This is a genomic window from Oceanisphaera ostreae (assembly GCF_042676125.1).
In the GTDB taxonomy this organism is placed as follows: Bacteria; Pseudomonadota; Gammaproteobacteria; order Enterobacterales; family Aeromonadaceae; genus Oceanimonas; species Oceanimonas ostreae.
In genome coordinates this window covers 27,588-52,735 of the sequence record NZ_JBHTJS010000033.1, presented here as the reverse complement: position 1 = coordinate 52,735, position 25,148 = coordinate 27,588, and the positions used below count along the sequence as shown (strand labels likewise).

Genomic DNA, 25,148 nt, shown 5'->3' with positions numbered 1-25,148 from the left:
GACGTTATTATTCAACGATCAGCTTCCGAGCATTTTTTACACCAAGTCGGAAGCTGAATAGTTACAAGATATTGCATCCGTACTGGCATTTGAAAAAAAGCTGGTTCCTTCCGATGGCTTTTTTTATGGCACATCTTGGGATAATAAAGACCATGTGACCCCGCTTGCGTTACAGGAAAAGTCGGTACGCGGCACCATCTCCAACCGCTTAAAAGCGGCAGTAAAAAATGATCCAGCCAAACTGGATGCTGAAGTCGAAAAACCGAACCTGCAAACCGTTGATGCCTGCGCCTTGGGTACCGAGCAAGATACGTTAAAGCATTACTTCACTCTAAAAGTGCTGGGTGGCGTTGAAACTCCCTCGGCTTGTAATAATGCCGCCTTTAAAGCCAGCTACCAGCAGGCCGCCAAGGCCTATATCGAAAAAGAGGGCTTTACCGAGCTGGCACGTCGTTACGCGATTAATATCGCCAATGCTCGCTTCTTGTGGCGCAACCGGGTGGGTGTTGAGCAGATTGAAGTGCAAGTAAAGGTGTTAAATAAAGGTCAGACACAAAGCTGGACCTTTGATGCTACTCAGTACAGCACTCGTCACTTTGATTATGGCGATAAGCAGATAACAGAATTAGCCGACAACATTGCCCAAGCTCTTTCTGGTGGTGACAGTAGTTTGCTGCTGGAAATTGCCACCTTCTCTCAGCTGGGTAAGGCGCAAGAAGTTTATCCGTCTGAAGAGTTGGTGTTAGACAAAGGCAAAAGTAAAAAGAGCAAGGTGTTGTATCAAGTGCAGGGTCACGCCGCCATGCACTCACAAAAAATCGGTAACGCCCTACGCTCCATCGATACCTGGTATCCAGTCTTTGCTGATGCAGAAAAATCAGCTGGCCCTATCGCCATTGAGCCCTATGGCGCTGTTACTAATCTAGGCACCGCTTTTCGTACCCCCAAAGACAAGCAAGACTTTTATAGCCACTTCGACAAGTGGGCTCGGGGCGAGGCATTGTCACGCGTAGAGGACGAGCATTATGTCATGGCGATTTTGGTGCGCGGTGGTGTCTTTGGCGAGAGTGATAAGTAGAGGTAGACCATGAATTACTACCAAGACATCACCTTGCTTCCGGATGCAGATATTGCCTTGGGTTTTCTCTGGCAGAAGATCTACCAACAGGTTCATATCGCACTGGTCGAGCAAAAGGTGGACGATCAGCACAGTGCTATAGCCGTGAGCTTTCCCGATTATGACTGTAATGGCTTTCCGCTGGGTAATAAGCTGCGGGTGTTGGCTAAAGAGCAAGCACAGTTGGAAAAGCTGAACTTGGCTGGGTTCCTCAGCCGGTTTGAAGATTACACTCATTTGAAATCGATTCAGCCGGTGCCTGTGTTTACAACCCATATAGCTTTCGTTCGCCAGCAGGTAAAAGGCCAGACCCGTATCGAAAAAGATATGGCAGCTAAAGCTCAGCTCTGGTCAAAAAAGTCTGGCCAAAGTCTTGAAGTTTGCTTGCAAAAATTGGAGGGAAGCAAACCGAAAGCCGGATCTAAATTGCCCTTTATCTGGATGGAAAGCCAAGAGACCAAAACGCGAACACCCTCAAGTTCCGCCAAATTTCCGCTTTTTATTGAACGGATAGAACTGCAAGGGGCAAACGAAGGACTTTTAAACTGCTATGGCTTAAGTGCAGCACGAGGCGAGCAAGTCGCTTCGATACCACACTTTTGACCTAAAAATTGGCTCTTTAAAAATATGCATTAAAAACAGATGGTTACAATATGGGTAAAAATAAGGGTATTTCTTCATATTCTTATCTAAGCCTTTGTTGTAACTATTTTTTGTGTTAATTTTCTACTGTTCACCGCCACACAGGCGGCTTAGAAAATCAGCATCTCCTAATGCAGCTAATAAAACACGTTCACCGCCACACAGGCGGCTTAGAAATTAGTAAGACCGTGTATAAGTTGTGCACGGAAGTTCACCGCCACACAGGCGGCTTAGAAAATAGTGCATCACTCGGGATAAGAGCAGGCAACGTTCACCGCCACACAGGCGGCTTAGAAATGCGGAACTTGCCTGAGAGTTTCCAACATGGGGTTCACCGCCACACAGGCGGCTTAGAAACCCTCCCCACCAGAGACCCGCCGACACTTGATGTTCACCGCCACACAGGCGGCTTAGAAATAACCGTCGCGCTGTTGGCCGCCGAAATATTCGTTCACCGCCACACAGGCGGCTTAGAAATTACCAAGACGGGGACGGTATTTATTGTGAGAGTTCACCGCCACACAGGCGGCTTAGAAAAGCACTGGCGGGAATTGAGTTAGCACCAAATGGTTCACCGCCACACAGGCGGCTTAGAAAGCCCTAGACCAGTTACCTGTCTAGCTCTGCATGTTCACCGCCACACAGGCGGCTTAGAAAATTTGCCGCCGTCAACTAAATAGTTTGATTAGGTTCACCGCCACACAGGCGGCTTAGAAATATCAGTGACTAACGCCGCGCTGCTTTGAAATGTTCACCGCCACACAGGCGGCTTAGAAATGTAGATCCACTTCGTTTTGGCCGGGCGCTGCGTTCACCGCCACACAGGCGGCTTAGAAATACATTAAAACGTGGGCTACCATCCCTTGCATGTTCACCGCCACACAGGCGGCTTAGAAATACCATATCCTTGAAACTACTATCTAGAGCCAGTTCACCGCCACACAGGCGGCTTAGAAACCAAGGTAAAATTATAATCAAGTATTGATATTGTTCACCGCCACACAGGCGGCTTAGAAATAGTGCGAGTGTAAATGCTTGATTCCTCCGAAGTTCACCGCCACACAGGCGGCTTAGAAAATGCTGGCGGCTTGGTTAATGGGGTGCTTGCTGTTCACCGCCACACAGGCGGCTTAGAAATAACCGGTACACCAGCGAGCAATGGTTATTTAGTTCACCGCCACACAGGCGGCTTAGAAAATATAGGCTCGCACGTGCTGCGGCTCTACTTTGTTCACCGCCACACAGGCGGCTTAGAAAACTCATATTCCCCGAGCTTTCTTGAAGGCCGCGTTCACCGCCACACAGGCGGCTTAGAAATATCTTTCGGCGGTTACAAGCCTGCTAGCTCTGTTCACCGCCACACAGGCGGCTTAGAAAGGCAAGCCTTCGGGCTTAATGACTAGCTTAGGGTTCACCGCCACACAGGCGGCTTAGAAATTCGGGGTATGCGCCTCTGCGGAAGCGCTGGCGTTCACCGCCACACAGGCGGCTTAGAAATGGGCGATGGCGATGGCCGCTTTAGGCTACAAGTTCACCGCCACACAGGCGGCTTAGAAACTCCCTGCACCTTACTAACTCATCTATCTGACGTTCACCGCCACACAGGCGGCTTAGAAAATAGTCGACTTTTCCACCTGCTCAGCCGGGATGTTCACCGCCACACAGGCGGCTTAGAAAAAGCATAAGCGCCTTTGACTAACGCAGCACTAGTTCACCGCCACACAGGCGGCTTAGAAAACCAAGGTCCGAGCGCAGCCATTGCCTTTGCAGTTCACCGCCACACAGGCGGCTTAGAAAAACTTGCCGCTCAAGCATTGCAGCGTGACCGGGTTCACCGCCACACAGGCGGCTTAGAAAAGCTCCACAGACCTAGCCCATGTGCCGTGCTTGTTCACCGCCACACAGGCGGCTTAGAAAGGTAACGCTTGCCCTTTCTGGTTCTGTGAGCAGTTCACCGCCACACAGGCGGCTTAGAAAGTGCCGAGTCACCAATCTCAAGCCTTAACGCGGTTCACCGCCACACAGGCGGCTTAGAAATAACAAAAAACACCTTCGACACCGCGCTATGAGTTCACCGCCACACAGGCGGCTTAGAAATTGAAAACTGAACCCTTCGGCGCTAAGTGACAGTTCACCGCCACACAGGCGGCTTAGAAAAATCAACTACGATGAGCTAACACCTGAGGCGCGTTCACCGCCACACAGGCGGCTTAGAAAATATCGAATGGCAAAGGTTTATTACGGCTAAGGTTCACCGCCACACAGGCGGCTTAGAAAGGCGACGCACCAGTGCCAGCATTATCCATCAACGTTCACCGCCACACAGGCGGCTTAGAAAGACATTAAAGCTGGCGGGGTTTCCGCCCTTGCGTTCACCGCCACACAGGCGGCTTAGAAAATAACCCCATACTTGAGGCAGCAGAGCAGCATGTTCACCGCCACACAGGCGGCTTAGAAAATGCCGATTTTGTCCAGTTGCATCAAGTGGTAGTTCACCGCCACACAGGCGGCTTAGAAATCTACACCGCGCAGCTCAAACATCTCTTGGCGGTTCACCGCCACACAGGCGGCTTAGAAATTGTTGCTGCAGCTCACTTAGCTGGCTTTTAAGTTCACCGCCACACAGGCGGCTTAGAAAATGTAATGGCCGTGCTCAAGCTCCTCTAGTCCGTTCACCGCCACACAGGCGGCTTAGAAATATGCTGGCGGCTTGGTTAATGGGGTGCTTGCGTTCACCGCCACACAGGCGGCTTAGAAACTATTATGGAGCTGGTGATAACATATGCTAACGTTCACCGCCACACAGGCGGCTTAGAAAGATATGTGCCGGATTATCGCAACCGGCGGCGGGTTCACCGCCACACAGGCGGCTTAGAAATTCATGGTGTGAGCATTTTCCCGCGCAACATGGTTCACCGCCACACAGGCGGCTTAGAAAAGTCAGGCGACAACGCAACCGACGACTACACGGTTCACCGCCACACAGGCGGCTTAGAAACCGTGACGCAGCAGGCCGAGATTCAAATAGGCGTTCACCGCCACACAGGCGGCTTAGAAACTTCATTAAACCAACCAAGCCAAAGAGGGCGAGTTCACCGCCACACAGGCGGCTTAGAAATCTCCGCCCTGCCGCCACTGCTTTTTTGATTAGTTCACCGCCACACAGGCGGCTTAGAAATTTTGCGCGGGATGCGATCCCCAGCCTAGTGAGTTCACCGCCACACAGGCGGCTTAGAAATAAATACGAATACCCCGTAAACGCAGTGACGGGTTCACCGCCACACAGGCGGCTTAGAAAAGATAACGCGCTTGCTCCTTCTATGCCAGACTGTTCACCGCCACACAGGCGGCTTAGAAATATGAGCTCGCAGCCTGTGCCGCCAATCTCGTGTTCACCGCCACACAGGCGGCTTAGAAACGTCAGGGTAGGTCTTAGACTCGATAATACCCGTTCACCGCCACACAGGCGGCTTAGAAAGAGCGAACCCGAACAGATCAGTAAAAGAACAAGTTCACCGCCACACAGGCGGCTTAGAAATTCGCTCTATTCCGCTTATTGGCCGTGCCTTCGTTCACCGCCACACAGGCTAAGGCTAACAAGATAAGGCTAAAGGCTAACAAGACACCCATGTTAAGTGGTTAGCTTTTCTTGAAGCTTTTCTTGAGGCATCTAAACTTAAAAGATTCGAGTTTGCTGTATTGAAAAGGTTCTTATGCCTAGACCACGCTCGAATCAAGCAAGCTTGGAAGATACGCCTGTTACACGACGTCCTTTTATCACTGCGTTAGTCGCACGGTGAGAAGGGCGTTTTTGTGTGGTGCCGAGCACTCTTTTTGTTCATGAGGACAATCAATGACGATGGTCGATTTTTGGAGAGGCTGTTGGTAATACTGTTTAACATGGGTGGCCTAGATTCGGTTAAAGGGGGTAATTAGCTTTGGTTGCGAGCTAGGGCGCTAATGCTAGAATGCCCGCCAGCATTGGTCATTATCGGAGAAAAATATGAGCAGCTATCCAATCGGTACACCTGGCGAACCTTGGGGCGAGACGGAGCGCGCCGAGTGGTTGTCGCAACAGCGTCGTCAACGCAGCTATGAGACGGATGTGTTGAGTGCCATCGAGCGTCTGCGCCCGCATTTTAACATAGAGCAGTATGGCCATCTGGATTATGGTACTGATAGTTATCCACTGATGGCGATTCGTAACCGCGACTGGTGTGATGATCTGCCGGTGGTGCTGGTTACGGGCGGGGTGCATGGCTACGAAACTAGCGGGGTATACGGCGCGTTGCAGTTTGTTGAGCAGCAAGCAATGAATTACGCGGGCCGCGTTAATGTGCTAGTTGCGCCTTGTGTCAGCCCTTGGGCTTATGAACGCATTCATCGCTGGAACCCGAATGCGGTGGATCCAAACCGCTCGTTTTACCCGAACAGCCCGGCGCAGGAATCTGCGGCCCTTATGCAACTGGTCGCGTCCGTACGCGATCGGGTATTAATGCATATCGATCTGCACGAGACTACCGACACCGACGAAACCGAGTTTCGCCCGGCGCTGACGGCCCGCGACGGCAAGCCGTTTGCACCGGACGGAATCCCCGATGGCTTCTATCTGGTTGATGACAGCGCGCGCCCGCAACCCGAATTTCAGCAGGCGGTGATTGAAGCGGTGGAAAAGGTAACTCATATCGCTCCCGCTGATGATAACGGCGAAATCATCGGCTCACGATTGGTCGCTCGGGGGGTGATTCAGTATCCGCTTAGCCAGCTGGGCCTGTGCGCCGGCATGACCCACGCGCGCTACAAGACCACCACCGAAGTGTATCCCGACAGCGCTGGTGCCACGCCCGACCAATGCAATGCCGCACAGGTTGCCGCTGTGTGTGCGGGCATCGACTACGCGCAGGCACACCGGTAGAGCAGCATAAACTCCTTGGCTAAATACAGGTTTCAAACAAATGCCCGACCAGCAAAAACTTGCCACACTCAACGAGCAGTTCGCAATAGAAGGGCAGCTGCAATTCAACGCGACTGGCGATTTGATTGTGGCTGACATCACTAACCAGCACGCGACGGCAAGCATTGCCCTGCAGGGCGCGCAGGTGCTGTCTTGGGCTGCTAAAAGAGCAGCTAAAGGGAGTGCCGAAAGAGGTGCCGACGAGCAGCAACCGCTGATCTGGCTTTCAGACGAAGCGACGTTTATCGCGGGTAAAACCATTCGCGGCGGCATTCCAGTGTGTTGGCCCTGGTTTGGCGCGCATCCTGATCGTGAGGGCTACCCTGATAATCGCCCCGCCCATGGTTTTGTCAGAGCCGTCGTTTGGGACGTGACCGAAACCAGCACGACGGCTGCCGGGCAAACGAACATAGTATTTCGCCTGCCGCAAACGCAAGTGCCCCCAGCCTTATGGTCACACAACACCGAGCTAGAGCTACACGTTAGCGTCGGCGCAACCCTTGAGCTGAACTTGATCACGCGCAATCATGGGTCAGAAACCGTCACCATCAGTCAGGCGTTACACAGTTATTTTGCCGTGAGTGATATCAATAATGTGGCGGTTAAAGGTCTGGAAGGCTGCCAGTTCATTGATGCCCTGGATGATTGGCAGCGTAAAGTCGAAATCACGCCGATTTGCATTGATGCCGAAATTGACCGCATTTATCAAAATACCAAGCCCGTCTGTTCACTCGAAGACAAAGGCTGGCAGCGTCGTATCAACATTGAAACCAACAACAGCCGCTCAACCGTGGTTTGGAACCCCTGGATTGATAAATCAGCCCGGCTGGGTGATATGGGGGAGGGCGGTTATTTGAACATGCTGTGTATTGAAACCGGCAACATTGCCGAGGATCGAGTCAGCATTGCTGCGGGTGCGGAGCATTGTTTGTCGGTCTGTTATCGGATTGCGCAATACGACTAACAAGCCACCCATATTAAGTAGTTCTTATAAATACCCGTTCCCGGTGCTCAAGGTTATTAACTGCAAAAAAGCTCTGAAATTTCAGAGCTTTTTTGTTTTCACGATAGGGAGCGAACCGTGCGATGCGCGGTGTTAGGTTGAGTGTGTTGCTCTTTAACTGACAGCTTCAAGCTGACGGCTTTACGCTTTGTTTGGTCACACCGCCGGATTGGGTATGGCTTGGTGTAATTCTTCTATGGCTGTTCTTAATTCTGTGCTGAGCGTGATATCGACGCTGTCGATGTTTTCTTTGAGTTGTTCAAGCGTTGTGGCGCCAATTAAGTTACTGGCTACAAACGGGCGGGTGTTTACAAACGCCTGTGCCAGTTGTGCTGGGGTCAGGTTGTGCTCTTGGGCCAAGGCGACGTAAGCGGCGCTGGCTTTTTGTGCCTGCGGGTTTAGGTAGCGCTTAAAGCGGCTATATAAGCTTAAGCGAGCGCCAGCGGGTCGAGCACCATCTTGGTATTTTCCGGTAAGCATGCCAAACGCCAGCGGCGAGTAGGCGAGTAGCCCCACTTGTTCGCGTAAGCTAAATTCCGATAATCCCACTTCAAAGCTGCGATTGAGTAGGTTATAGGGGTTTTGAATGCTGACGATGCGCGGCAAGTTAGCTTGTTCTGCGAGCTTCAAATATTGGTGCAGGCCCCACGGGGTTTCGTTAGACACACCAATGTGGCGAATTTTGCCGCTGTTCACTAATTCTTCTAGCGCGCGCAGGGTCTCTTCAATGGGCACGGTTTCTTCTTGTTCTAGCTGATCTAAGCCGAGTTTGCCAAAGTAGTTGGCGCTGCGATCGGGCCAGTGCAGCTGATACAAGTCGATGTAATCGGTTTGCAGGCGTTGCAGGCTGTCGTCTACCGCTTGAATAAGGTTAGTGCGGTCGAGTTTGGCTTGGCCATTACGAAAATAAGAGGGGCGTACCGCATTGCGTGACGGCCCTACGGCCTTGGTGGCAATAATCAATTGTTCGCGTTTGCCGCGGGCGTGCAGCCAGCGACCGATCATACTTTCGGTGGCGCCTTGGGTGTGCTCGCGCGGCGGGATCGGGTACATCTCGGCAGTATCAATGAGATTAATGCCATGATCGACGGCCATGTCGAGCTGAGCGTGGGCGTCAGCTTCGGTGTTTTGCTCGCCCCAGGTCATGGTGCCTAGGCCGATTAAGCTGACCTTGATGTCGGTTTGGCCCAGCGGTCGGTATTGCATAATGAGTCCTTATTGCTAAGTAATGTTGCATAATTTATGTAGATTTCGCCGTAAGTTTGCTCTTAGATATCCAAGACTTTTTTCCACGGAAGAACACGCAACGCACGGAAAATTAAGAGTAAGAGCTAATTTTATGGTGTGTAGCACCTCACCGATTCTCCGTTCCCTTTGTCTTATTGCTCTAGGTCCGTGTATTCCGTGGCAAAAATAGGTTTCGGTTAAGGAAGTCCGTTGGCTGCCGATAACGTATATAAGCGCAGCTATCGTGCTAAGCACAGGTCACTGAACATAGGTTATTTATAAAGGAGTCGGGTTATGGCAGTTTCTCCCATTACAGGCAGTCAGACGGCATTAACGGCTCGTGTTGACTCGCAACAAGTAAAAGCGAATGACAAGTCAGAGCAAAAAGAGCAACAGGCTGAGTTCAGCGCGTCTCGCACCGAGATGAAAGCTCGCTCTAATCAAAACATAGTGCAAGCCATGTTTGGTAATGGCAAGCAGGGCGATGATAAAGCCATGAATATTCTCTATAGCGAGATCATGAGCACCATTAACGCCGAGCTTGGTAAAGAGCACGCGATTACGCCAGATAAAGTGGCGGGACAGGCGGATGATTACTGGTCACCAGAAAATACCGCCGGACGAATTGTGGAGGGTGCGTTAGGTTTTTTTGACACCTTTCAGCGACAAAATTCCAACATGCCAGAAGATGAACAGGTAGAAAAATTTCTATCGATTATTACCAAGTCGATTGATAAAGGCTACGGCGAAGCCACCAAGGTATTGGATGGCTTGAAGGTGTTTGATGGCAGCATTAAAGACAATGCCGAAGCCACCCGTAGCTTAATTGATGACAAATTGGCCGCGTTTCGCGAAGCCAAGTTAGGCACAGCGACTCAAGAAGGTGCTGAATAAGTAGTGCCTGTGAAGGGTGAAGAGTGCAGGGGGTAACCTAACATCTTGTGCATTCCCTCACTGTTTTTAAGCCGTACGCCAAGGGCTAGGTGTTTTTGTAGCCAGAGCCAAACCCTAACCTTCGTCATTGCGAGGAGTGCAACGACGCGGCAATCCATGGTTATGTACCGCGCCGTTTGTAGGCTGGATTGCCGCGCTACGCTCGCAAAGACGGAATAAGGGGCATAACAACAGGGCGCAGAGCGGCGTACAGCGTAAGACGTACCGCTACCTTAATCAGGTGCCGATGATGCCGCCGTCTTGGCGGGTGATCATCATTACGCTGGAGCGGGGGGTATGTTCTCCACCTAGTGGAAAGTGCGATCCGGCCAAATCTTCTCCTGGGTGTTGCACGCCCACGAACACCGTTTTTTGATCGGGAGTAAAAGCCAAGCCGGTAATTTCGCAGGCGATGGGGCCGGTTAAAAAGCGTCGTACTTCACCGGTTGCGGGGTCGGCACACAGCATTTGGTTATTGCCTTGGCCGGCAAAATCGCCCTCATTAGAATATTTGCCGTCGGTTTGAATCCACAGTCTCCCCGCCTTATCAAAGCCAATGCCGTCTGGACTATTAAACATATTGTCGGCGTTGATGTTGCTTGAGCCCGCGTAGGCAGTATCTTGATGTACCGTGGGGTTGCCGGCCAGTAAGAACAGGTCCCAATTAAAAGTGGCGTCGGTATGGTGGCCTGAGGTCGGCTGCCAGCGAATAATTTGGCCATAGTTATTTTCGGCTCTGGGATTGGGGCCGTTGATGGCTTGATTGTCTGCTACGCCGCGATTCTTATTGTTCGTTAAGGTGCAAAACACCATCGGCTCGGTGGGGTGAACGGCCACCCACTCGGGTCTGTCCATGGTGGTTGCACCCACTTGCGTGGCCGCTAGGCGGGCATGAATTAACACCTGTGCTTGGCTGGTAAAGCCGTTTTCGGGCGTAAGGCCATTTTCGCCAAAAATGAGTGGTAACCATTCGCCAGTGCCCGATGGCTCACCGTCGTTGGCGCTATTAAAGCGCGCCACATATAAGGTGCCTTCATCCAGTAAATGGCGGTTGGCGGCAGGGTTGTCGGGGTTATATTTATGAAGGCTCACAAAGCGATAAATATGCTCACCGCGTTCATCGTCACCCAAATACACTACCACATGGCCGCTTTTGTCTATGACCAACTCGGCATTTTCGTGTTTAAAGCGGCCTAAGGCGGTGCGCTTTATCGGGGTGGAGTTGGGGTTTTGCGGGTCAATTTCTACTACCCAACCAAAACGGTTGCACTCGTTAGGGTGCTTAGCCAGATTGAAGCGCTCGTCAAACTGATGCCACTGCCAGCCTGCATCATCGGGGCCTATGCCGTAACGTGCCTGAGCTGGTGTGATAGTGACTTGCTCGGTGCTACCAAAGTAGCCGTGTACGTTTTCTTCGCAGGTTAAATAAGTGCCCCATGGCGTCATGCCGTTGGCACAGTTATTAAAGGTGCCCAGCACGCGCTCACCGTTAGGGTCGGCTTGAGTTTGCAGCAGGGTATGGCCTTTGGCGGGGCCGCTAATGGTCATGGGGGTATTGGCATGAATGCGACGGTTGTATTGGCCGTCTTTTTCAACCTGCCAGCCGTTGGCGTTCTTCTTTAAGGTGAGCACCGATACGCCTTGAGATGCTTGGGCCTTTTTAACATCTTCGCCGGTCATTTGTTTGCCCTGATGTGCAAACATCAGTTCGTAATTACAGTATTCATTATTCACCACCAGAATGGCGGTATTGGCATCGATCGGGAAAAAGCTCATGCCATCATTGTTATCGCCAAACTGACCTAATTGATCGGCTGCACTATTGCCCCCACCATTAATAAATTCCGCCACATTAGAGAACAAGGGATCGCCCCAAGAAATTAAGCGTTCGGCTTGATAACCAGGCGGCACCACAAAGGTGTCTGCGGTGCTAGTGGGCACGGCACTAAAACCCAATAAAGGGCTGCTACCGGTCGCCGCAGCCACGGCGCGAGACAGCGGTGACACACTAAAAAAGGCCGCGGCACCTAAGGCGGCAGCGCCCCCTAAAAAACGGCGTCGACTAACACTGCGTTCTACCATTTGGGTAAATTCAGGTACCTGAGGCCGAGGGTGGTTTTGCTCATCCTGTAGTTCAAACTGACTCATCGTTAATTATCCTTGCTCATGTCGGTGAAAACCAAGTTAAGGGGTGATAACTAAGTTTAGATTGTGGCTAGGGTAGTGATGAAACATGGCGTTTTAATAACAAGAAGATGACAAGACGGTGACTGTGGCGATGAATATAGTCGATAAACGGGGCAAATTTTGACAGCGGGCGTAGTAGCGAGCCACGGATAACAGAGAGCCCACCAAAAGGTGGGCTCTGTAAGCGTAATTAAGCGCTGGGTTTAATGGTCTCAGTCATGCTTATGGTGTTTTTTGTGCTTGTGCTTGTGCTTATGCTTGTGTTTCTTGCCGTGATAATAGTGATGTACTTCTTGTGGCTTGCGGTGGCCGTCTCCGGATCTGGCGCCCAGAGCCGAGCCTGCACCGCCGCCGATGCCAGCACCAATCAACCGACCCGTGTTGCCGCCCACTTCGTTACCTAAGGCTGCACCACCCAAAGCACCTACGGCACCGCCAAGCGCGGCTTCGTTCTTGTTGCCACGATTAGCCGTTGCTGCGCCACCAGCGGCACCGCCTAGGGCTGCGCCAACGAGGGCGCCAGTATTACCGCCCATTTGATTGCCCAGCAGGGCACCGGCGACGCCACCGGCACCGCCGCCTAATATGGTATTTAAATCTTCACCAGCAAATACCGGCGCAGTCGCCAATATCAGTGGCAGTAAGCCAAAGCTGATCATTTTCTTTTTCAACATAATACAGTCTCTTTTAGGCTGTTTAACTTGCACTGACTATACAAAGATTATGTAGCAAATATAGCGAAACTAGCAGTGCTTACTAAGATAAATTATAGGTTAAATGCTAGTAACAACTTGATTTATAAGTGATATTTTAACTTTGATCTGGTGTGGCCACTGATTCACACCGACAGAAGCTGACCGCAGCAGAGCCAGCTGATGCCTAGAAGGCTCGAATATCCTGCTCCCCACCTGATTACCCGTCAAACTTAGCCATGTTTCAGCTTCTGCCCTCGTCAGCCATTAGCGCCTTGGTAGATGAGTGCATCCTTGTAACGCTCGTCATTGCGAGGAGCGTAGCGACGTGGCAATCCAGGGGGATGTAGTGCGCCGTGTGTAGGCAGGATTGCTTCGCTACGCTCGCAATGACGGGATAAGGGCGTATACCCCGTCATTGCGAGGAGTGTAACGACGCGGCAATCTAGGTTTGGGCGTTAAAGTCATGGTAATGAGAAGGAAAAAGGGGGCGTACCGGGGAATAAGGAGTCATCCTTGACTCAAGATGTTAATGGAGGTAAGCAGTCCGGCATAACTTATGTGGATTCAGGGGCTAGCTTTTCTTTATCGTCACCCTCGCGAAGGCGGGGGTCCAGTGCCTTTGCAGGAAAAGCGCAGGCTGACAAATCTGCGCCACAGGCCCTGGATTCCCGTCCCCGCCTACGCGAGGATGACGTTCCTTCGGGAATGACGGCAGAACCACACCTGTTAAGCGGCATTACTTAGCCCAATAAACTTTAATCATCCCATCTGTCTTTATGACGTTTTTCCCAGTTCTTATGGGCTTGTTTACGCATTTTTTGATGATGCTTAATTTCTTTTTTGCGCATTTTTTCAAAGTGTTTACGCTCTTCTTTTCTGCGCTTTCTTTCATATTTACTGCTGTAACTGTCATTATAACGGCGGTCGTAATCTCGGTCATAGTGACGATCATAATCATGGTCATAACGTGAGTCATACTTATGATCAGAGCCGCGGCTATGGGTATCTCCGGTTCTGGCACCAATGGCCGCACCTGCACCGCCGCCCACGCCGGCACCAATTAACTGGCCGGTGTTACCACCCACTTCTTTACCTAACGCCGAACCGCCAATGGCCCCTACGGCTCCGCCTAACGCGGCTTCGTTTTTATTGCCGCGTTTCGCACTCGCGGCCCCACCTGCAGCACCGCCTAACGCCGCGCCCACTAGGGCTCCGGTGTCACCACCCATTTGTCGACCAATTAAGGCACCGGCTGCGCCACCCGCGCCGCCACCTAATATAGTGTTTAAGTCTTCACTCGCCATTACTGGCGTAGTGGCTAACAGTAAGGGTAATAAAGCAAAGCTGATAATTCGTTTTGTTAACATAATACAGTCTCTCTCAGGCTGTTTAACGTAATGTCACTATACAAAGTATTCGCAGCAAAGAAAGAGAGTTAGAGTATTTACGTAAAAAATGAAATTGCTGTTATTTGAGTTTAAGTTGCTGATATTTAATTTGTTTTTTGTATTTTTGTGGCGGTGACGACCAGTTATGACCGACAGAAGCTGACCGCAACCGCCTTTTGGTGCCGTAAATCACGCGGCATCAGCGCTAAACACCCAGACTAGCGTACGCAACCCTTGCTGCCCGTAGCGGGCTAGGCGGTCAAATCGGCTACGTTCTATGGGTAAATACTGCTTATCAACGGAGCTTTCGCCTGCGGCCTCATCAATATCAGGGTCGTGAATATACACAAACTCTTTATCAATAGCGCACACCAATACCCAGTGCGGTGCTTTGCGGCCATCCAGATGATAGGTGCTGATCAAGACTAAGGGCAGCCCGCCGTTATGCAGCCCATGTTCTAACTGCGCAAGTGTAAAGTGTCCGTACTCTGCCTCTATACCCACCTCGGCCATTTGCGCTAAAAACTGTTGATGCACCCGCTCTAAAATGTGTTTTTTATCGGCAGTACGCACGCTACCAACAAACAAGGGGCCGGTTTGGTTAAGCGTGAGTGCAACTTTAAAGCCGCGTCTGTGGGCGGCGAGTGCTAAACCATGGGGGCCGCAGCCACCGTGGCCGCTGGTCATAAAAATAGTGGTGGCTTCACGCCACAGCTGTAGCTCTTCGTCTATTTCTGGCTGGTAGTGAGGCGAAAGTGCACTAATGGCCATCATCATAGAGGCGGGGCCACAGGTAAATTCGGTGGTCTGGCGATAATAGGGCACCGTTATGCTGCCGCTATGAGGATGATAATGATGGATGCGCTTTTGGTAGCGCAGGGCAAGCTGCTGGTCTTCATAATAGTTGTGGTACACCCCAAACTGGCGATAGCCCAAGGCCTGATAAAGGCTTTGTGCCCAAATATTATCGGCGCGTACTTCTAAGCGCATAAACACGCTACCTTGTTGTTGCGCCGCTTGTTCAGCTGCGGTCATTAACGCTTTGCCAAGGCCTAGGCCACGAGCTTCTGGCGATACTGCTATAGAGTAAACGCGGGCCAGGCGAGTATTGCGCCGAAATAACACCAAAATATAGCCAAGCAGCTGATTATCTTGCACGGCCAATAATAGCTTGTCTTGAGGATGTTCAATAAAACGTTGAAAGCTGCGTCTGCTGATCCGGTCGCCAGCAAAGCAGTGCTCTTCAAGAGTCACTAATTGGTTGAGATCAGACTTTTCGGCGGCGCGAACAATAGGGGCAGACATAGGGCACCAAGGGCGTGTTGTAAGTTATTTAAGATACGATAATTTACTATTGGCCGCGAGAAAATTTCACTGTGCTAGCCGCTATTTATGTATAAAGTAACGCATCTGATTAGGGCAATGTGGGTGGATTATCGTGATGGCGCAACTTATTTTAGTCGTTGATGAACTGAGTGCATGGGCACCGTATTTTCCGAGTGAAAATTTGCTCGACTTTGACACCTATCTTAAGCAAACACCCGCCAAGAATGCATCGCGTACTCGGGTAATTAACCTGTGTAAAAATAATAAGTATCTCTCTAACGGTTATTACTGCTCGCTATTGGCTGAAGCGCGAGGCCAACATGTGATCCCCTCGGTTGCCACCTTAAATAACTTGCGCAATAAAGGGCTGTTTGCCTTTGGCTTTAACGGCGTCAGCGATGCCTTAGCGGCGCTGGCACCCGATGACGACACCAAACTAATTAAGCTAAAAAGTTACTTTGGCCGCAGCCCCATTCCTGAGCTTGAAACCTTGTGCAGAGAGCTGTTTGACCGGCTGCCATGCCCGATGCTGGAGCTGACTTTTAAAAAGCGCTCCCGTTGGGAGTTGACCGGGCTGGCCACGTTATCGCCACGCGAATTGGTAGAAGAGGAAGAAGACCGCTTTGCCGAGGCGCTAGAGGCGTATTCACGCATTATTTGGCGCAAGCCTAAGTCGGTAAAGCGCTATCGCTACGACTTGGCGATGCTGGTTAATCCTGACGAAGAGTTGCCGCCATCGGATGCCAAGGCGCTCACCAAGTTTGTAAAAGCGGGGGAGCGAGCCGGTGTAAATGTAGACCTGATCACCCGCAAAGATTATCAACGGCTGGCGGAATATGATGGTTTGTTCATTCGTGAAACCACCGCCATCGATCATCATACTTTTCGGTTTGCCCAAAAGGCTGAGCACGAAGGCTTGGTAGTGATGGACTCGCCAACGTCTATTTTGCGTTGTGCCAATAAAGTATTTTTGGCCGAAAGTTTTACTAAACACGGCGTACCCACGCCTAAAACCTTAATGGTGAACCCCAAAGGTAAAGAGTCGGTAGCATGGCTTGAGCAAGAGTTGGGGTATCCGTTGGTGTTAAAAATACCTGACGGTGCTTTCTCGCGGGGGATATATAAAGTGGCCGACCGTGGCGCGCTAATTGAAACCTTAGCCACGTTGCGTAACGCATCGGCGTTAGTCTTGGCGCAAGAATACTTTTTTACTGAATTTGATTGGCGTATTGGGGTACTGAATCACGAGCCCATTTTTGCCTGTAAATATTTTATGGTGAAAGGCCACTGGCAGATTTATCGTCACAACGAGACGGGTAAAGAGGCAGATTCGGGCAGCTTTGTGACCCTGCCAACTTATGAAGCACCAAAGGCGGTGATCAGTGCCGCCCTTAAAGCGGTTAAGCCCATTGGCGATGGCTTATACGGGGTCGACATTAAAGAAGGCAAGGGCCGAGTGGCGGTAATAGAAGTTAACGATAACCCTAATATCGATCATGGTGTAGAGGATGTCATTCTTAAAGACAAACTCTACGATATGGTTATCGCCGACTTCGTGCGCCGATTTGAAGCCAACTAAATCATTGCAGGTAAGACGTGAATGGTGAGGCGTGAGGTGTTTACGCTCCTCACCATTTATCTTTCACGGCTATCAGTTTGGCGTGCTGTAGGCGAACACTTGTTCTCGCATTACGCCGCAGGCGTAAGTCAGTGTCCTTCGAACACCGGCCAGTTGAGTCAACGGCAAACCATTCTGCTCCGCAGAATTTCGCAGCTGAAGCAGCGGCTACAAAAGACGGTGTTTGCCTTTAACTTTAACTTTAACTGACCGCTTATAGCTTACGGCTTAAAGCTGCCCGTAGGGCCGAGTTATAGGCATTCGCGCTCGCCGCGGCGTAGGGGATCGGGCTTTTCGTCGCCACTGGCACAAAAGTCCAGAGAGGCGGAGTTTAAGCAATAGCGCAGGCCGGTAGGGGCGGGGCCATCTGGGAAGACATGACCGATGTGGCCGTCGCAGCGTTGGCAGCGAATTTCTACGCGACGCATGCCATGGGTTACATCGGATAATTCTACGATGTGATCGGTATGATAAGGCGCAAAAAAGCTGGGCCAGCCGGTGCCTGACTCAAACTTGCAGGCAGAAGAAAACAACGGCAGCGCGCAGAGTTTGCAGATGTAGCTGCCGTCTTGTTTGTTGTCGAGCAGGCCACCACAAAATGGCGCTTCTGTGCCTTGGCTCAGCAACACATGTCGCTCTTCTTCGCTCAGCGCACTGGCTAATTGCTCTCTCTGCTCTTTGCTAGGCGGGCTTAAGTCATAAGGAGTAGGGGTGAGTGCCATAATGTTACAAGTCCTTTTTTAACCGGTGTTTAAAGAAGTGCTGCACCTTGGCCACTTTGGGCTGGGCAACGGCGGCAATATAAGGTTGGTTAGGGTTAATAGCTGCATAGTTCTGATGAGAACTTTCTGCCGGGTAAAATGCAGTTAGCGCCTCTAAGCGAGTCACAATGGGCGCTCTGAACGCGTTATTTTTTTCCAGCAAAGCCACATAGTCGCTTACCAGCTGCTGCTCGGCGTCGTCTTGATAAAACACCGCCGAACGATATTGACGACCTTGGTCATTACCTTGGCGATTTAGCTGGGTGGGATCGTGTGCAATGCCAAAGAAGACTTTTAGTAAGGTGCCTGGGCCAATAATGGCGCTGTCATACTCAATACAAATAGCTTCTGCATGTTCGGTGGTGCCGCTACATACCGCATCGTAATTGGCGGTGTCTGCGCTGCCACCGGCATAACCGGACACCACATTAAGCTGGCGATATACGGCCTCGGTACACCAAAAACAACCACCCGCTAAAACTAAGTGGCGCACGCCTTGGTTTAAAAAGTCGCCATCACTCGCATCAGGAAAATCATTGGGTAATAGGCTCAGTACTGAATCTGGCATTACATTTCTCCTCAATAACAATAATGGTACGTTAACATAGCTCATCGTTAGGCTAAACGATCTTGATGCAAGGTGGGTAAAATACCGCGCTAGATAAACCTCATACGACTCCTACCTTGCCCTCTGCACTTGAGCAGCCCCTTCGTACTCACTTTGATACTTTATAGACTTGTGACCAAAAGACAGGCTTACAGCTTGTGTAATACCAATTCCATTAAACAATCGATCTATTTGATTGTCATATCAGCCCCGAACAAAGGGCCTGCTCCACCGACCCGCTGCGGGCTAATGACACTCACCGTATCAGCCTACTGCGAACATTCACTGGATGTTCGTTAGGTTGATACAGCTCGTCACGGCGAGACAAGCTCGTCCCCTCTAACTTCAACACATGACATCCCTGTCATGTGCTGGTCGGTGGAGCAGATCCCTTTGTCCTGCTTGATGATGCAGAGTCGCCTATTGGCAGTGTCTGCTGGCAACTCGGTGTACTAGGAGAGGTTACAGAGATGGCCTCCCACGACCGTGAAATGACAGGGACGTCATTTCCTGAGCCCCCATGGATGGGTTTATGGCGTGTCGTGGGAGGCGGCTGTGTTACCTCTGGCGCTCCGGCCCAACATCGGATCAGATCTTTAATGTAATTGGTATAACATACTGTGAGCGTTGAGTTTTACTGTTGCTGATCATGCCATCCTGATAGGCTATGCGCATTTATGCAAGACGCGGAATACTCATGGAACTGGAATTAGGATTACTTACCTTAGGGTTGCTGGCCGTGGCGGCATTACTCGCCGGTTTTATTGACGCTATTGCAGGTGGGGGCGGGCTTATTACCGTACCAGCGCTGCTGGCAACGGGTATGCCTCCTACCATGGCGCTGGCCACTAATAAGCTGCAAAGTAGCTTTGGCTCGTTTTCTGCCACCTTGTATTATTTGCGCCGTGGCCTAATAGACTGGCGCACCATGAAATGGGCGGTGGTGTGTACTTTTATTGGCAGCATGCTGGGCACCATTTTGGTGCAAAAAGTAGACGCCTCTATTTTACAAAAAATACTGCCCTTTTTATTAGCCGCGTTTGCGCTGTATTTTTTATTCTCCCCCCGCGTCGGTGATCAAGACCGTCAACACCGGCTCAGCATGCTTCCTTTTGCTTTGCTTATTGGTACCGGAATTGGCTTTTATGATGGCTTTTTTGGCCCGGGCACCGGATCGTTTTTTGCGCTGGGCTTTATTGCCTTGGCAGGCTTTAGCATGGCCAAAGCCACCGCGCACACCAAGCTGCTGAACTTTACCTCCAATATTGCTTCGCTGTTGTTTTTTATTTTGGGCGGTCAAGTAGTGTGGGTGGCCGGTTTATCGATGGCGCTGGGGCAATTTATTGGTGCGCGAATAGGCTCAAAAATGGTGGTCACCAAGGGCACACGCATTATTAAACCGATGCTGGTAACGGTGTCTATGGTGATGTCGGTGCACTTATTGTGGCAACAGTATCCAAGCTGGTTTAGCTGGCTAGGTTTAGCAACATAAGAACAATATGTGAAGAGTGAAGGGGTGGAACATAAACAAAGCCGACTCAGAACACTCTGTCCTGAAGGTTCGCTGTATAAGTTTCTCCTCTTCACTATTTACCCCTTACATGCACTGAGTGGGATATAACTTAAGGAACAGAAGATAACCGTATGTTGGCGATACTATTTCAACAACAGCAACGCAAATATCGATATTGGTTAGGTGGGCTGGGCTTAGCGCTGCTGGCCAGCATGTTACTGAGCTTGCAGCTGGGTGCCGTTGGTGTGGGCATAGAAGCGCTATGGCAACCGGTGTCGGCCCTAGAAGAGCAAGTGTTCTGGCAGCTTAGGTTGCCGCGTACCTTGCTGGCGGTATTAGTGGGGGCCAGTCTTGCCTTGTGTGGCGCGGTATTACAGGTATTACTGCATAACCCCTTGGCCGAGCCCGGCTTAATTGGTATTTCTAGCGGTGCCAGTCTGGCGGCGGTATTAACGCTGTCGCTCTCGGTGTCGTTAGGCATCACGCTGCCTTATTGGAGCTTATCGCTAGCGGCTTTTGTTGGTGCCTTGTTGGTCACTTTGTTACTGCTGGCGCTGGCGCGACGCCGACTGGGGCCGGGGGCTTTGCTGTTATTTGGGGTCGCGGTGGGCATTTTGGCCAATGCGGTGCTGACATGGTTATTGTATTTAGCGGACGATGCTTCGCTGCGCAGTTTTTTGTTCTGGATGATGGGCAGTCTCGGCCATGGCCAGCAATTGTCGTTTGTGTGGTGGCTACCTGCCATCGCCACGCTGGTGTGGTTAACGCGCCAAGGCCGATCGTTAGACATATTGGCGTTAGGTGATAGTCAGGCCCGATTATTGGGGCTGAATGTGAAACGACTCCAGCCGCGACTGGTATTGGCGGTGTGCTTGCTTACTGCTTTTAGTGTGGCCATGGCTGGGCCCATTGGCTTTGTCGGCTTAGTGGTGCCGCATTTATTACGCTTATTAGTGGGCGGCAAACAACGCTTTTTATTACCGGCTTCGGTACTCGCGGGTGGCGTGGTGTTAACGCTGGCCGATGTGGCGGCGCGCACTTTGCTCTCTGTGGGTGAAATGCCCATAGGGGCGGTTACGGCTACCTTGGGGGCTCCGGTGTTTATTTGGTTATTGGTGCGTCGCTATGCTGGCGCTTAACGGCTTTGTACAGCGAGATCGCGTTGGGCCTATTCACGGTGAGTTTGCCGCAGGCAGCTTAACGCTGTTAATTGGGCCTAATGGCAGTGGCAAGTCGAGCTTATTAACCGGGGCTGCGGGGCTAAGTAGCAGCGAAGGCGAGGGCGAAGTGCGCCTGGCGGGCCAAGCGTTATCGGGTTTTAGTCTGCATGAACTGGCGCGCCACCGCGCTATGCTGGCGCAACAGGCGATGTTGCCCCACGGGTTGCGTGGCTACGAATTGCTGGCCCTGGGCGCCGAACCCTTAGGTGGCGTAACCGAAGACGTCTGTTTGGCGATGGCCCGATTGGGCAAACCGTTAGGGTTAGAAAAGCTGTATCACCGCCAACTTAATACCTTATCTGGCGGCGAGCAGCAGCGTTTTCTGATTGCCGGTACGTTGTTGCAGGTTGATCCGGCCATTAATCCTGATGCGCAATTGCTGTTGTTAGATGAGCCGTTAGCCGGCCTAGATTGGCAACATCAGTTGGCGACTTTGCGGTTGTTACGAGGCTACGCGGATTTAGGCTTAGCTGTGGTGGCGTCTATTCACGATATTAATATGGCCTGCCAATACGCCGATAGCGTGTGGTGTTTACATCAAGGTCGATTAGCCGCCAGCGGTGCTCCCAATGTGATCACGCCGGAGTTAATTGCCGAGGTATTTGAAGTGAAGGTACGGCTACTCGAACAAGATGGCATCAGCGTAATGCTGCCTGTCAGTTAAATACACAGCTGTATGCTGTACGCCTTACGTTAAAAATAAATACCCTCTACTGTAGTCGCTTCTTCAGCTGCGAAACACTGCGCAGCAGGATGACTGGTGAATCCCGCTGAGACGGGACTGCTAGCTAAAGCAGCAGCTACAAAAACATCAAAGACACTCAGCCCATGCGCACTATATATCGTGTAACCCCTACAAAACACAGATACCCATCTCAATAAAAACACCGAGCTTAAGCTCGGTGTTTTTATTTCATCTTAGTGATTCATTCAACATTGAAAATTAAGCAGTTAATATTGCTTTGATCATCAAGGGTTGGTGAAGCGTTGGCCGGAAATCTCGGGGTGATAAATAGGCTGGATAACGTTACCGGCGGGGTCAGTAATGTGGAAGCTGCGCGCACCGTCGCCATGATCGTGGGGTTGGTCTAGCATGGTCACGCCTTTGCTTTTCAGGTATAAAAACCACTGTTCTAGCTGTTCTTTGGTGTCTACTATAAAACCAAAGTGATCGAGGCTCTGCACACCACTGGCGGGCAAGTCGGCACGGCCTAAAGAGATGTTGTCGTTGCCACAGGTGAGGTACACCAAATCTTTATGAGCGCGACGTAGCAGCTGCATACCCATAATTTCGGTATAAAACTGCTCACATTCTTCCAGGTTGGGCATGGTAAAGGCGATATGACGCATGCCGTTAAAGGGACTAGGTCTTTCCATGGCTGAGCTCCTTGGCTTGTCTATTGTGTGAAGAGTTGTGTACTATTTGTTGAGTTTTAATAATCAGACGGAGTTTACAATGTATTCAATTATTGTCAAAACCAAGCTAAAGCCCGGCAAAACAGATGAATTTTTAGCGGCTATGCTGCCCAACGCCGAAGCGTCGGTACGTGACGAACCTGGCTGTCATACTTTTGATGTGCTGCAAGACCGCACCGATCCTGAGCTGTTTTGGCTATATGAAATTTATCAAGACGAAGCCGCCTTAGCCGATCATAAGCTCACCCCGCATTATAAAGCCAGCCGAGCAGTCGTCACCGACCTTATTGCCGAGCAGTCAGTAATTAAAGCCGACGTACTATCGGTCAATCCAACGCGCTAACAACGTGAAGCGAACGACATAAGTAATGCCGCATAACCAGTGTGGTTCTGCCGTCATTCCCGCGATAACGGCAAAGGGCGGTGTTTCTCTTTAACGTAAGGCTTATAGCGTATAGCTTCCCGCTATCTTTTAACCAGCTCGGCCAACAGGCTTAGGCTGTGGTGGCGGGCGCTGGGCTCATAGACGTCAGTGACCACCATTAGCTCGTGAGCTCCTGTTTGCGCCAACAGCGCATTTAGCTTATTTGCCACTTGCTCTGGTGCGCCAATGGCGGCGGCCGATAAGAACTGCTCTACGCCTTGTTGTTCGTGGGGCAGCCAGTGGCCTTCCATGCTGGCTACCGGCGGCGCTAAAGAGAGGGACTCGCCTCTAAATAGCGACAAGATCTTCTGCTGACCAGAAGTGGCTAATAATTTAGCTTCTTGCTCGGTATCCGCCACTATCACTGGCACACCGATGATCACATAAGGCTCAGCTAATTGGGCTGAGGGCTGAAAGTTCTTTTTATAGAGGTCCACAGCCTCAAGCATCATGCGCGGCGCAAAGTGTGAAGCGAAGGCATAGGGCAAGCCCATTTGTGCGGCCAGTTGTGCGCTAAATAAGCTGGAGCCCAATAACCAAATCGGCACGTTAGTATCACCGCCGGGAATAGCTTTTAGCTTTTGTCCGTACTGGTTTGGCCCCAGTAGTTGCTGCAGCTGTTGCACCTGCTGCGGGAAGTCTTCGGCATCTTCTGGGCGTCGGTGCAGCGCGCGCATAGTAGTTTGGTCGGTGCCCGGTGCGCGGCCTAATCCTAAGTCGATACGGTCTGGATACATGGTAGCCAGAGTGCCAAATTGCTCGGCCACGACCAAAGGCGGATGGTTGGGTAACATAATGCCGCCCGAACCGACGCGAATACGCTGGGTGTGGCCGGCAATATGGCCAATTAATACCGCCGTGGCCGAACTGGCGATGCCCTCAATATTATGATGTTCGGCCAGCCAAAAGCGCTCGAAGCCCAGCTGCTCTACATGACGTGCCACGGCGACCGACTCGCGAATGGCATCCGCCGTGCTGTGTCCGATGCGCGTGGGCACCAAATCTAGCATCGATAGTTTGACGCCAGAAAGCAGAGATTGAGTGGAAGACGTTGGTGTTGGTATTGACGATGGCATGATGTCCTCTTGTTTTGTGATAGCCGATGTTAAGATAACAACATGTTTGACTGCACTTAGCCATGCCTAGCTGTGTTAAGTAGGGTTCTACTGATTATAAAGAGAATAAATACATGGATATTATGACGCAATTAGCGAGTTGGCAGATTAGCCCACCAATCATTGAGCACCCGCCATTGTTCACCTGCGATGAAGCAGATCGTTTATTGCTAGATAGGCCCGGCACTCGGTTAAAAAACCTATTCTTGCGCGATAACTATGGCCGCCGCCATGCGCTGTTATTAACCCGACCCAACAAACAAGTGGACTTAAAAGCGTTATCGACGCAGTTGGGGTGGTCACGTATCGGCTTTGCCTCTAGTGAACGCCTAGATCGTTACTTAGGCGTAGAGCCGGGCCATGTATCAGTGCTCGCGCTAGTGAACGACGGCGCGCAGGCAGTAGAGCTGTGGTTAGATAATGACTTGTGTGAGGGCGATGATTTTCATTGCCATCCGCTGCGTAATACGGCCACAGTGTTGCTCAGCAAAAGCGACTTAGCACACTTCGCCGAGCACACCGGCCACACACCGCAATGGATTGATGTGCCAGAGCGGTAAACACTGTTCTATGCCTTATGTCTTATGCATCCCTTTTAGGGTCTTTGCGAGCGTAGCGCGGCAATCCATTGTTTGTCTTTAGACTGTGCGCTTTAAGCTGTAAGTTAAAGATGAAACCTATTTTAGTTTTTCGTATCGCGTTTAACGTAAGGCGTATAGCTGTCTATTAGAGATCCTGAAACTAGTTCAGGGTGGCGGCTTAAAATAGCGGCTAAGCTGACCAATGCATTCAAGTATTATATCGTTCGGGCTCTTTTCTGCCGCACTGATCATCAAGATTTTTCAGATTTGATCCCTATTTTTCCGTGGGTTCTGTGGATTCAGTGGCAAAAAAGGTTTAGGTTTTTTAAAAATTACGCCTAGGTTGTAATCGGGTAATGCAAAAGCACTCTCTTAACCTAAAACAAGTTGCCTACAAAAACGACACCTCTCCAAATAAAAA

At 50.9% G+C, this 25,148-nt stretch carries 19 protein-coding genes, 1 pseudogene and 1 CRISPR repeat array; of the genes and pseudogenes, 11 read left to right on the top strand and 9 right to left on the bottom strand.

Annotated elements, in window-relative coordinates:
- The first annotated feature begins 70 nt into the window (after positions 1 to 70).
- The 4 genes from csy3 to ACFQ1C_RS08350 all read left to right on the top strand — a co-directional run bounded on the left by csy3 (position 71) and on the right by ACFQ1C_RS08350 (position 7,677).
- On the top strand, positions 71 to 1,078 hold the full coding sequence (csy3, locus tag ACFQ1C_RS08365; RefSeq protein ID WP_379558154.1) for a type I-F CRISPR-associated protein Csy3: 1,008 nt from the start codon (positions 71 to 73) through the stop codon (positions 1,076 to 1,078).
- Between the two features lie 9 nt (positions 1,079 to 1,087).
- A complete protein-coding gene (cas6f, locus tag ACFQ1C_RS08360) occupies positions 1,088 to 1,720 on the top strand; it encodes a type I-F CRISPR-associated endoribonuclease Cas6/Csy4 (RefSeq protein WP_379558152.1) in 633 nt (210 codons plus the stop codon).
- Positions 1,721 to 1,848: 128 nt separating this feature from the next.
- Positions 1,849 to 5,297: direct repeats of the CRISPR family, unit length 28 nt; unit sequence GTTCACCGCCACACAGGCGGCTTAGAAA.
- A gap of 465 nt (positions 5,298 to 5,762) precedes the next feature.
- A complete protein-coding gene (locus ACFQ1C_RS08355; protein ID WP_379558151.1) occupies positions 5,763 to 6,674 on the top strand; it encodes a M14 family metallopeptidase in 912 nt (303 codons plus the stop codon).
- A 40-nt stretch (positions 6,675 to 6,714) separates the two neighbouring features.
- Positions 6,715 to 7,677: a D-hexose-6-phosphate mutarotase gene (locus ACFQ1C_RS08350; RefSeq protein WP_379558150.1), complete on the top strand. Its 963-nt coding sequence runs from the start codon at positions 6,715 to 6,717 to the stop codon at positions 7,675 to 7,677.
- 195 nt (positions 7,678 to 7,872) lie between these two features.
- Here the strand turns inward: ACFQ1C_RS08350 and ACFQ1C_RS08345 are convergent, their stop codons facing one another.
- A complete protein-coding gene (locus tag ACFQ1C_RS08345; protein ID WP_379558149.1) occupies positions 7,873 to 8,922 on the bottom strand; it encodes an NADP(H)-dependent aldo-keto reductase in 1,050 nt (349 codons plus the stop codon).
- A gap of 315 nt (positions 8,923 to 9,237) precedes the next feature.
- On the opposite strand from ACFQ1C_RS08345, the gene ACFQ1C_RS08340 reads away from it, so the two are divergent.
- Positions 9,238 to 9,837, top strand: a complete 600-nt coding sequence (locus ACFQ1C_RS08340) for a DUF5610 domain-containing protein (RefSeq protein ID WP_379558148.1) — start codon at positions 9,238 to 9,240, stop codon at positions 9,835 to 9,837.
- A 276-nt stretch (positions 9,838 to 10,113) separates the two neighbouring features.
- Here the strand turns inward: ACFQ1C_RS08340 and ACFQ1C_RS08335 are convergent, their stop codons facing one another.
- From ACFQ1C_RS08335 to rimI, 4 genes and pseudogenes are all read right to left on the bottom strand, one after another.
- The gene (locus ACFQ1C_RS08335; protein ID WP_379558147.1) at positions 10,114 to 12,024 is read right to left on the bottom strand and encodes a PhoX family protein; all 1,911 of its coding nucleotides are present in this window, start codon (positions 12,022 to 12,024) and stop codon (positions 10,114 to 10,116) included.
- Positions 12,025 to 12,275: 251 nt separating this feature from the next.
- Entirely contained in the window at positions 12,276 to 12,737 is a 462-nt protein-coding gene (locus ACFQ1C_RS08330; protein WP_379558146.1) for a hypothetical protein, read from the bottom strand.
- Between the two features lie 1,019 nt (positions 12,738 to 13,756).
- Positions 13,757 to 14,062: pseudogene (locus ACFQ1C_RS08325) on the bottom strand (glycine zipper domain-containing protein); the annotation flags it as partial.
- Positions 14,063 to 14,335: 273 nt separating this feature from the next.
- Positions 14,336 to 15,451: a ribosomal protein S18-alanine N-acetyltransferase gene (rimI, locus tag ACFQ1C_RS08320; protein WP_379558145.1), complete on the bottom strand. Its 1,116-nt coding sequence runs from the start codon at positions 15,449 to 15,451 to the stop codon at positions 14,336 to 14,338.
- A gap of 136 nt (positions 15,452 to 15,587) precedes the next feature.
- On the opposite strand from rimI, the gene ACFQ1C_RS08315 reads away from it, so the two are divergent.
- Positions 15,588 to 17,051 carry a RimK family protein gene (locus ACFQ1C_RS08315; protein WP_379558144.1) on the top strand — a complete coding sequence of 488 codons (1,464 nt, stop codon included), beginning with the start codon at positions 15,588 to 15,590 and terminating at the stop codon, positions 17,049 to 17,051.
- A gap of 290 nt (positions 17,052 to 17,341) precedes the next feature.
- On the opposite strand, the gene msrB is transcribed toward ACFQ1C_RS08315, so the two are convergent.
- Together msrB and msrA are read right to left on the bottom strand one after the other, a co-directional pair.
- Complete coding sequence (gene msrB, locus ACFQ1C_RS08310; protein ID WP_379558143.1) at positions 17,342 to 17,812, bottom strand: peptide-methionine (R)-S-oxide reductase MsrB; 471 nt, start codon at positions 17,810 to 17,812, stop codon at positions 17,342 to 17,344.
- Positions 17,813 to 17,816: 4 nt separating this feature from the next.
- A complete protein-coding gene (gene msrA, locus ACFQ1C_RS08305) occupies positions 17,817 to 18,419 on the bottom strand; it encodes a peptide-methionine (S)-S-oxide reductase MsrA (protein WP_379558142.1) in 603 nt (200 codons plus the stop codon).
- Between the two features lie 742 nt (positions 18,420 to 19,161).
- On the opposite strand from msrA, the gene ACFQ1C_RS08300 reads away from it, so the two are divergent.
- The 3 genes from ACFQ1C_RS08300 to ACFQ1C_RS08290 all read left to right on the top strand — a co-directional run bounded on the left by ACFQ1C_RS08300 (position 19,162) and on the right by ACFQ1C_RS08290 (position 21,855).
- On the top strand, positions 19,162 to 19,950 hold the full coding sequence (locus ACFQ1C_RS08300) for a TSUP family transporter (protein WP_379558153.1): 789 nt from the start codon (positions 19,162 to 19,164) through the stop codon (positions 19,948 to 19,950).
- A gap of 152 nt (positions 19,951 to 20,102) precedes the next feature.
- A complete protein-coding gene (gene btuC, locus ACFQ1C_RS08295) occupies positions 20,103 to 21,110 on the top strand; it encodes a vitamin B12 ABC transporter permease BtuC (RefSeq protein ID WP_379558141.1) in 1,008 nt (335 codons plus the stop codon).
- Positions 21,097 to 21,855, top strand: coding sequence for a vitamin B12 ABC transporter ATP-binding protein BtuD (locus tag ACFQ1C_RS08290; protein ID WP_449290066.1), 759 nt, complete (start codon positions 21,097 to 21,099; stop codon positions 21,853 to 21,855). The genes btuC and ACFQ1C_RS08290 overlap by 14 nt, the downstream gene beginning before the upstream one ends.
- Before the next feature lie 305 nt (positions 21,856 to 22,160).
- Here the strand turns inward: ACFQ1C_RS08290 and ACFQ1C_RS08285 are convergent, their stop codons facing one another.
- Entirely contained in the window at positions 22,161 to 22,568 is a 408-nt protein-coding gene (locus ACFQ1C_RS08285) for a VOC family protein (protein WP_379558140.1), read from the bottom strand.
- Positions 22,569 to 22,647: 79 nt separating this feature from the next.
- Between ACFQ1C_RS08285 and ACFQ1C_RS08280 the strand changes: the two genes are divergently transcribed.
- Entirely contained in the window at positions 22,648 to 22,950 is a 303-nt protein-coding gene (locus ACFQ1C_RS08280) for a putative quinol monooxygenase (protein WP_379558139.1), read from the top strand.
- Between the two features lie 122 nt (positions 22,951 to 23,072).
- Here ACFQ1C_RS08280 and ACFQ1C_RS08275 read toward each other — a convergent pair whose 3' ends face one another.
- On the bottom strand, positions 23,073 to 24,107 hold the full coding sequence (locus ACFQ1C_RS08275; RefSeq protein ID WP_379558138.1) for an LLM class flavin-dependent oxidoreductase: 1,035 nt from the start codon (positions 24,105 to 24,107) through the stop codon (positions 23,073 to 23,075).
- Positions 24,108 to 24,220: 113 nt separating this feature from the next.
- Between ACFQ1C_RS08275 and ACFQ1C_RS08270 the strand changes: the two genes are divergently transcribed.
- Complete coding sequence (locus ACFQ1C_RS08270) at positions 24,221 to 24,706, top strand: prolyl-tRNA synthetase associated domain-containing protein (protein WP_379558137.1); 486 nt, start codon at positions 24,221 to 24,223, stop codon at positions 24,704 to 24,706.
- Positions 24,707 to 25,148 lie beyond the last annotated feature (442 nt).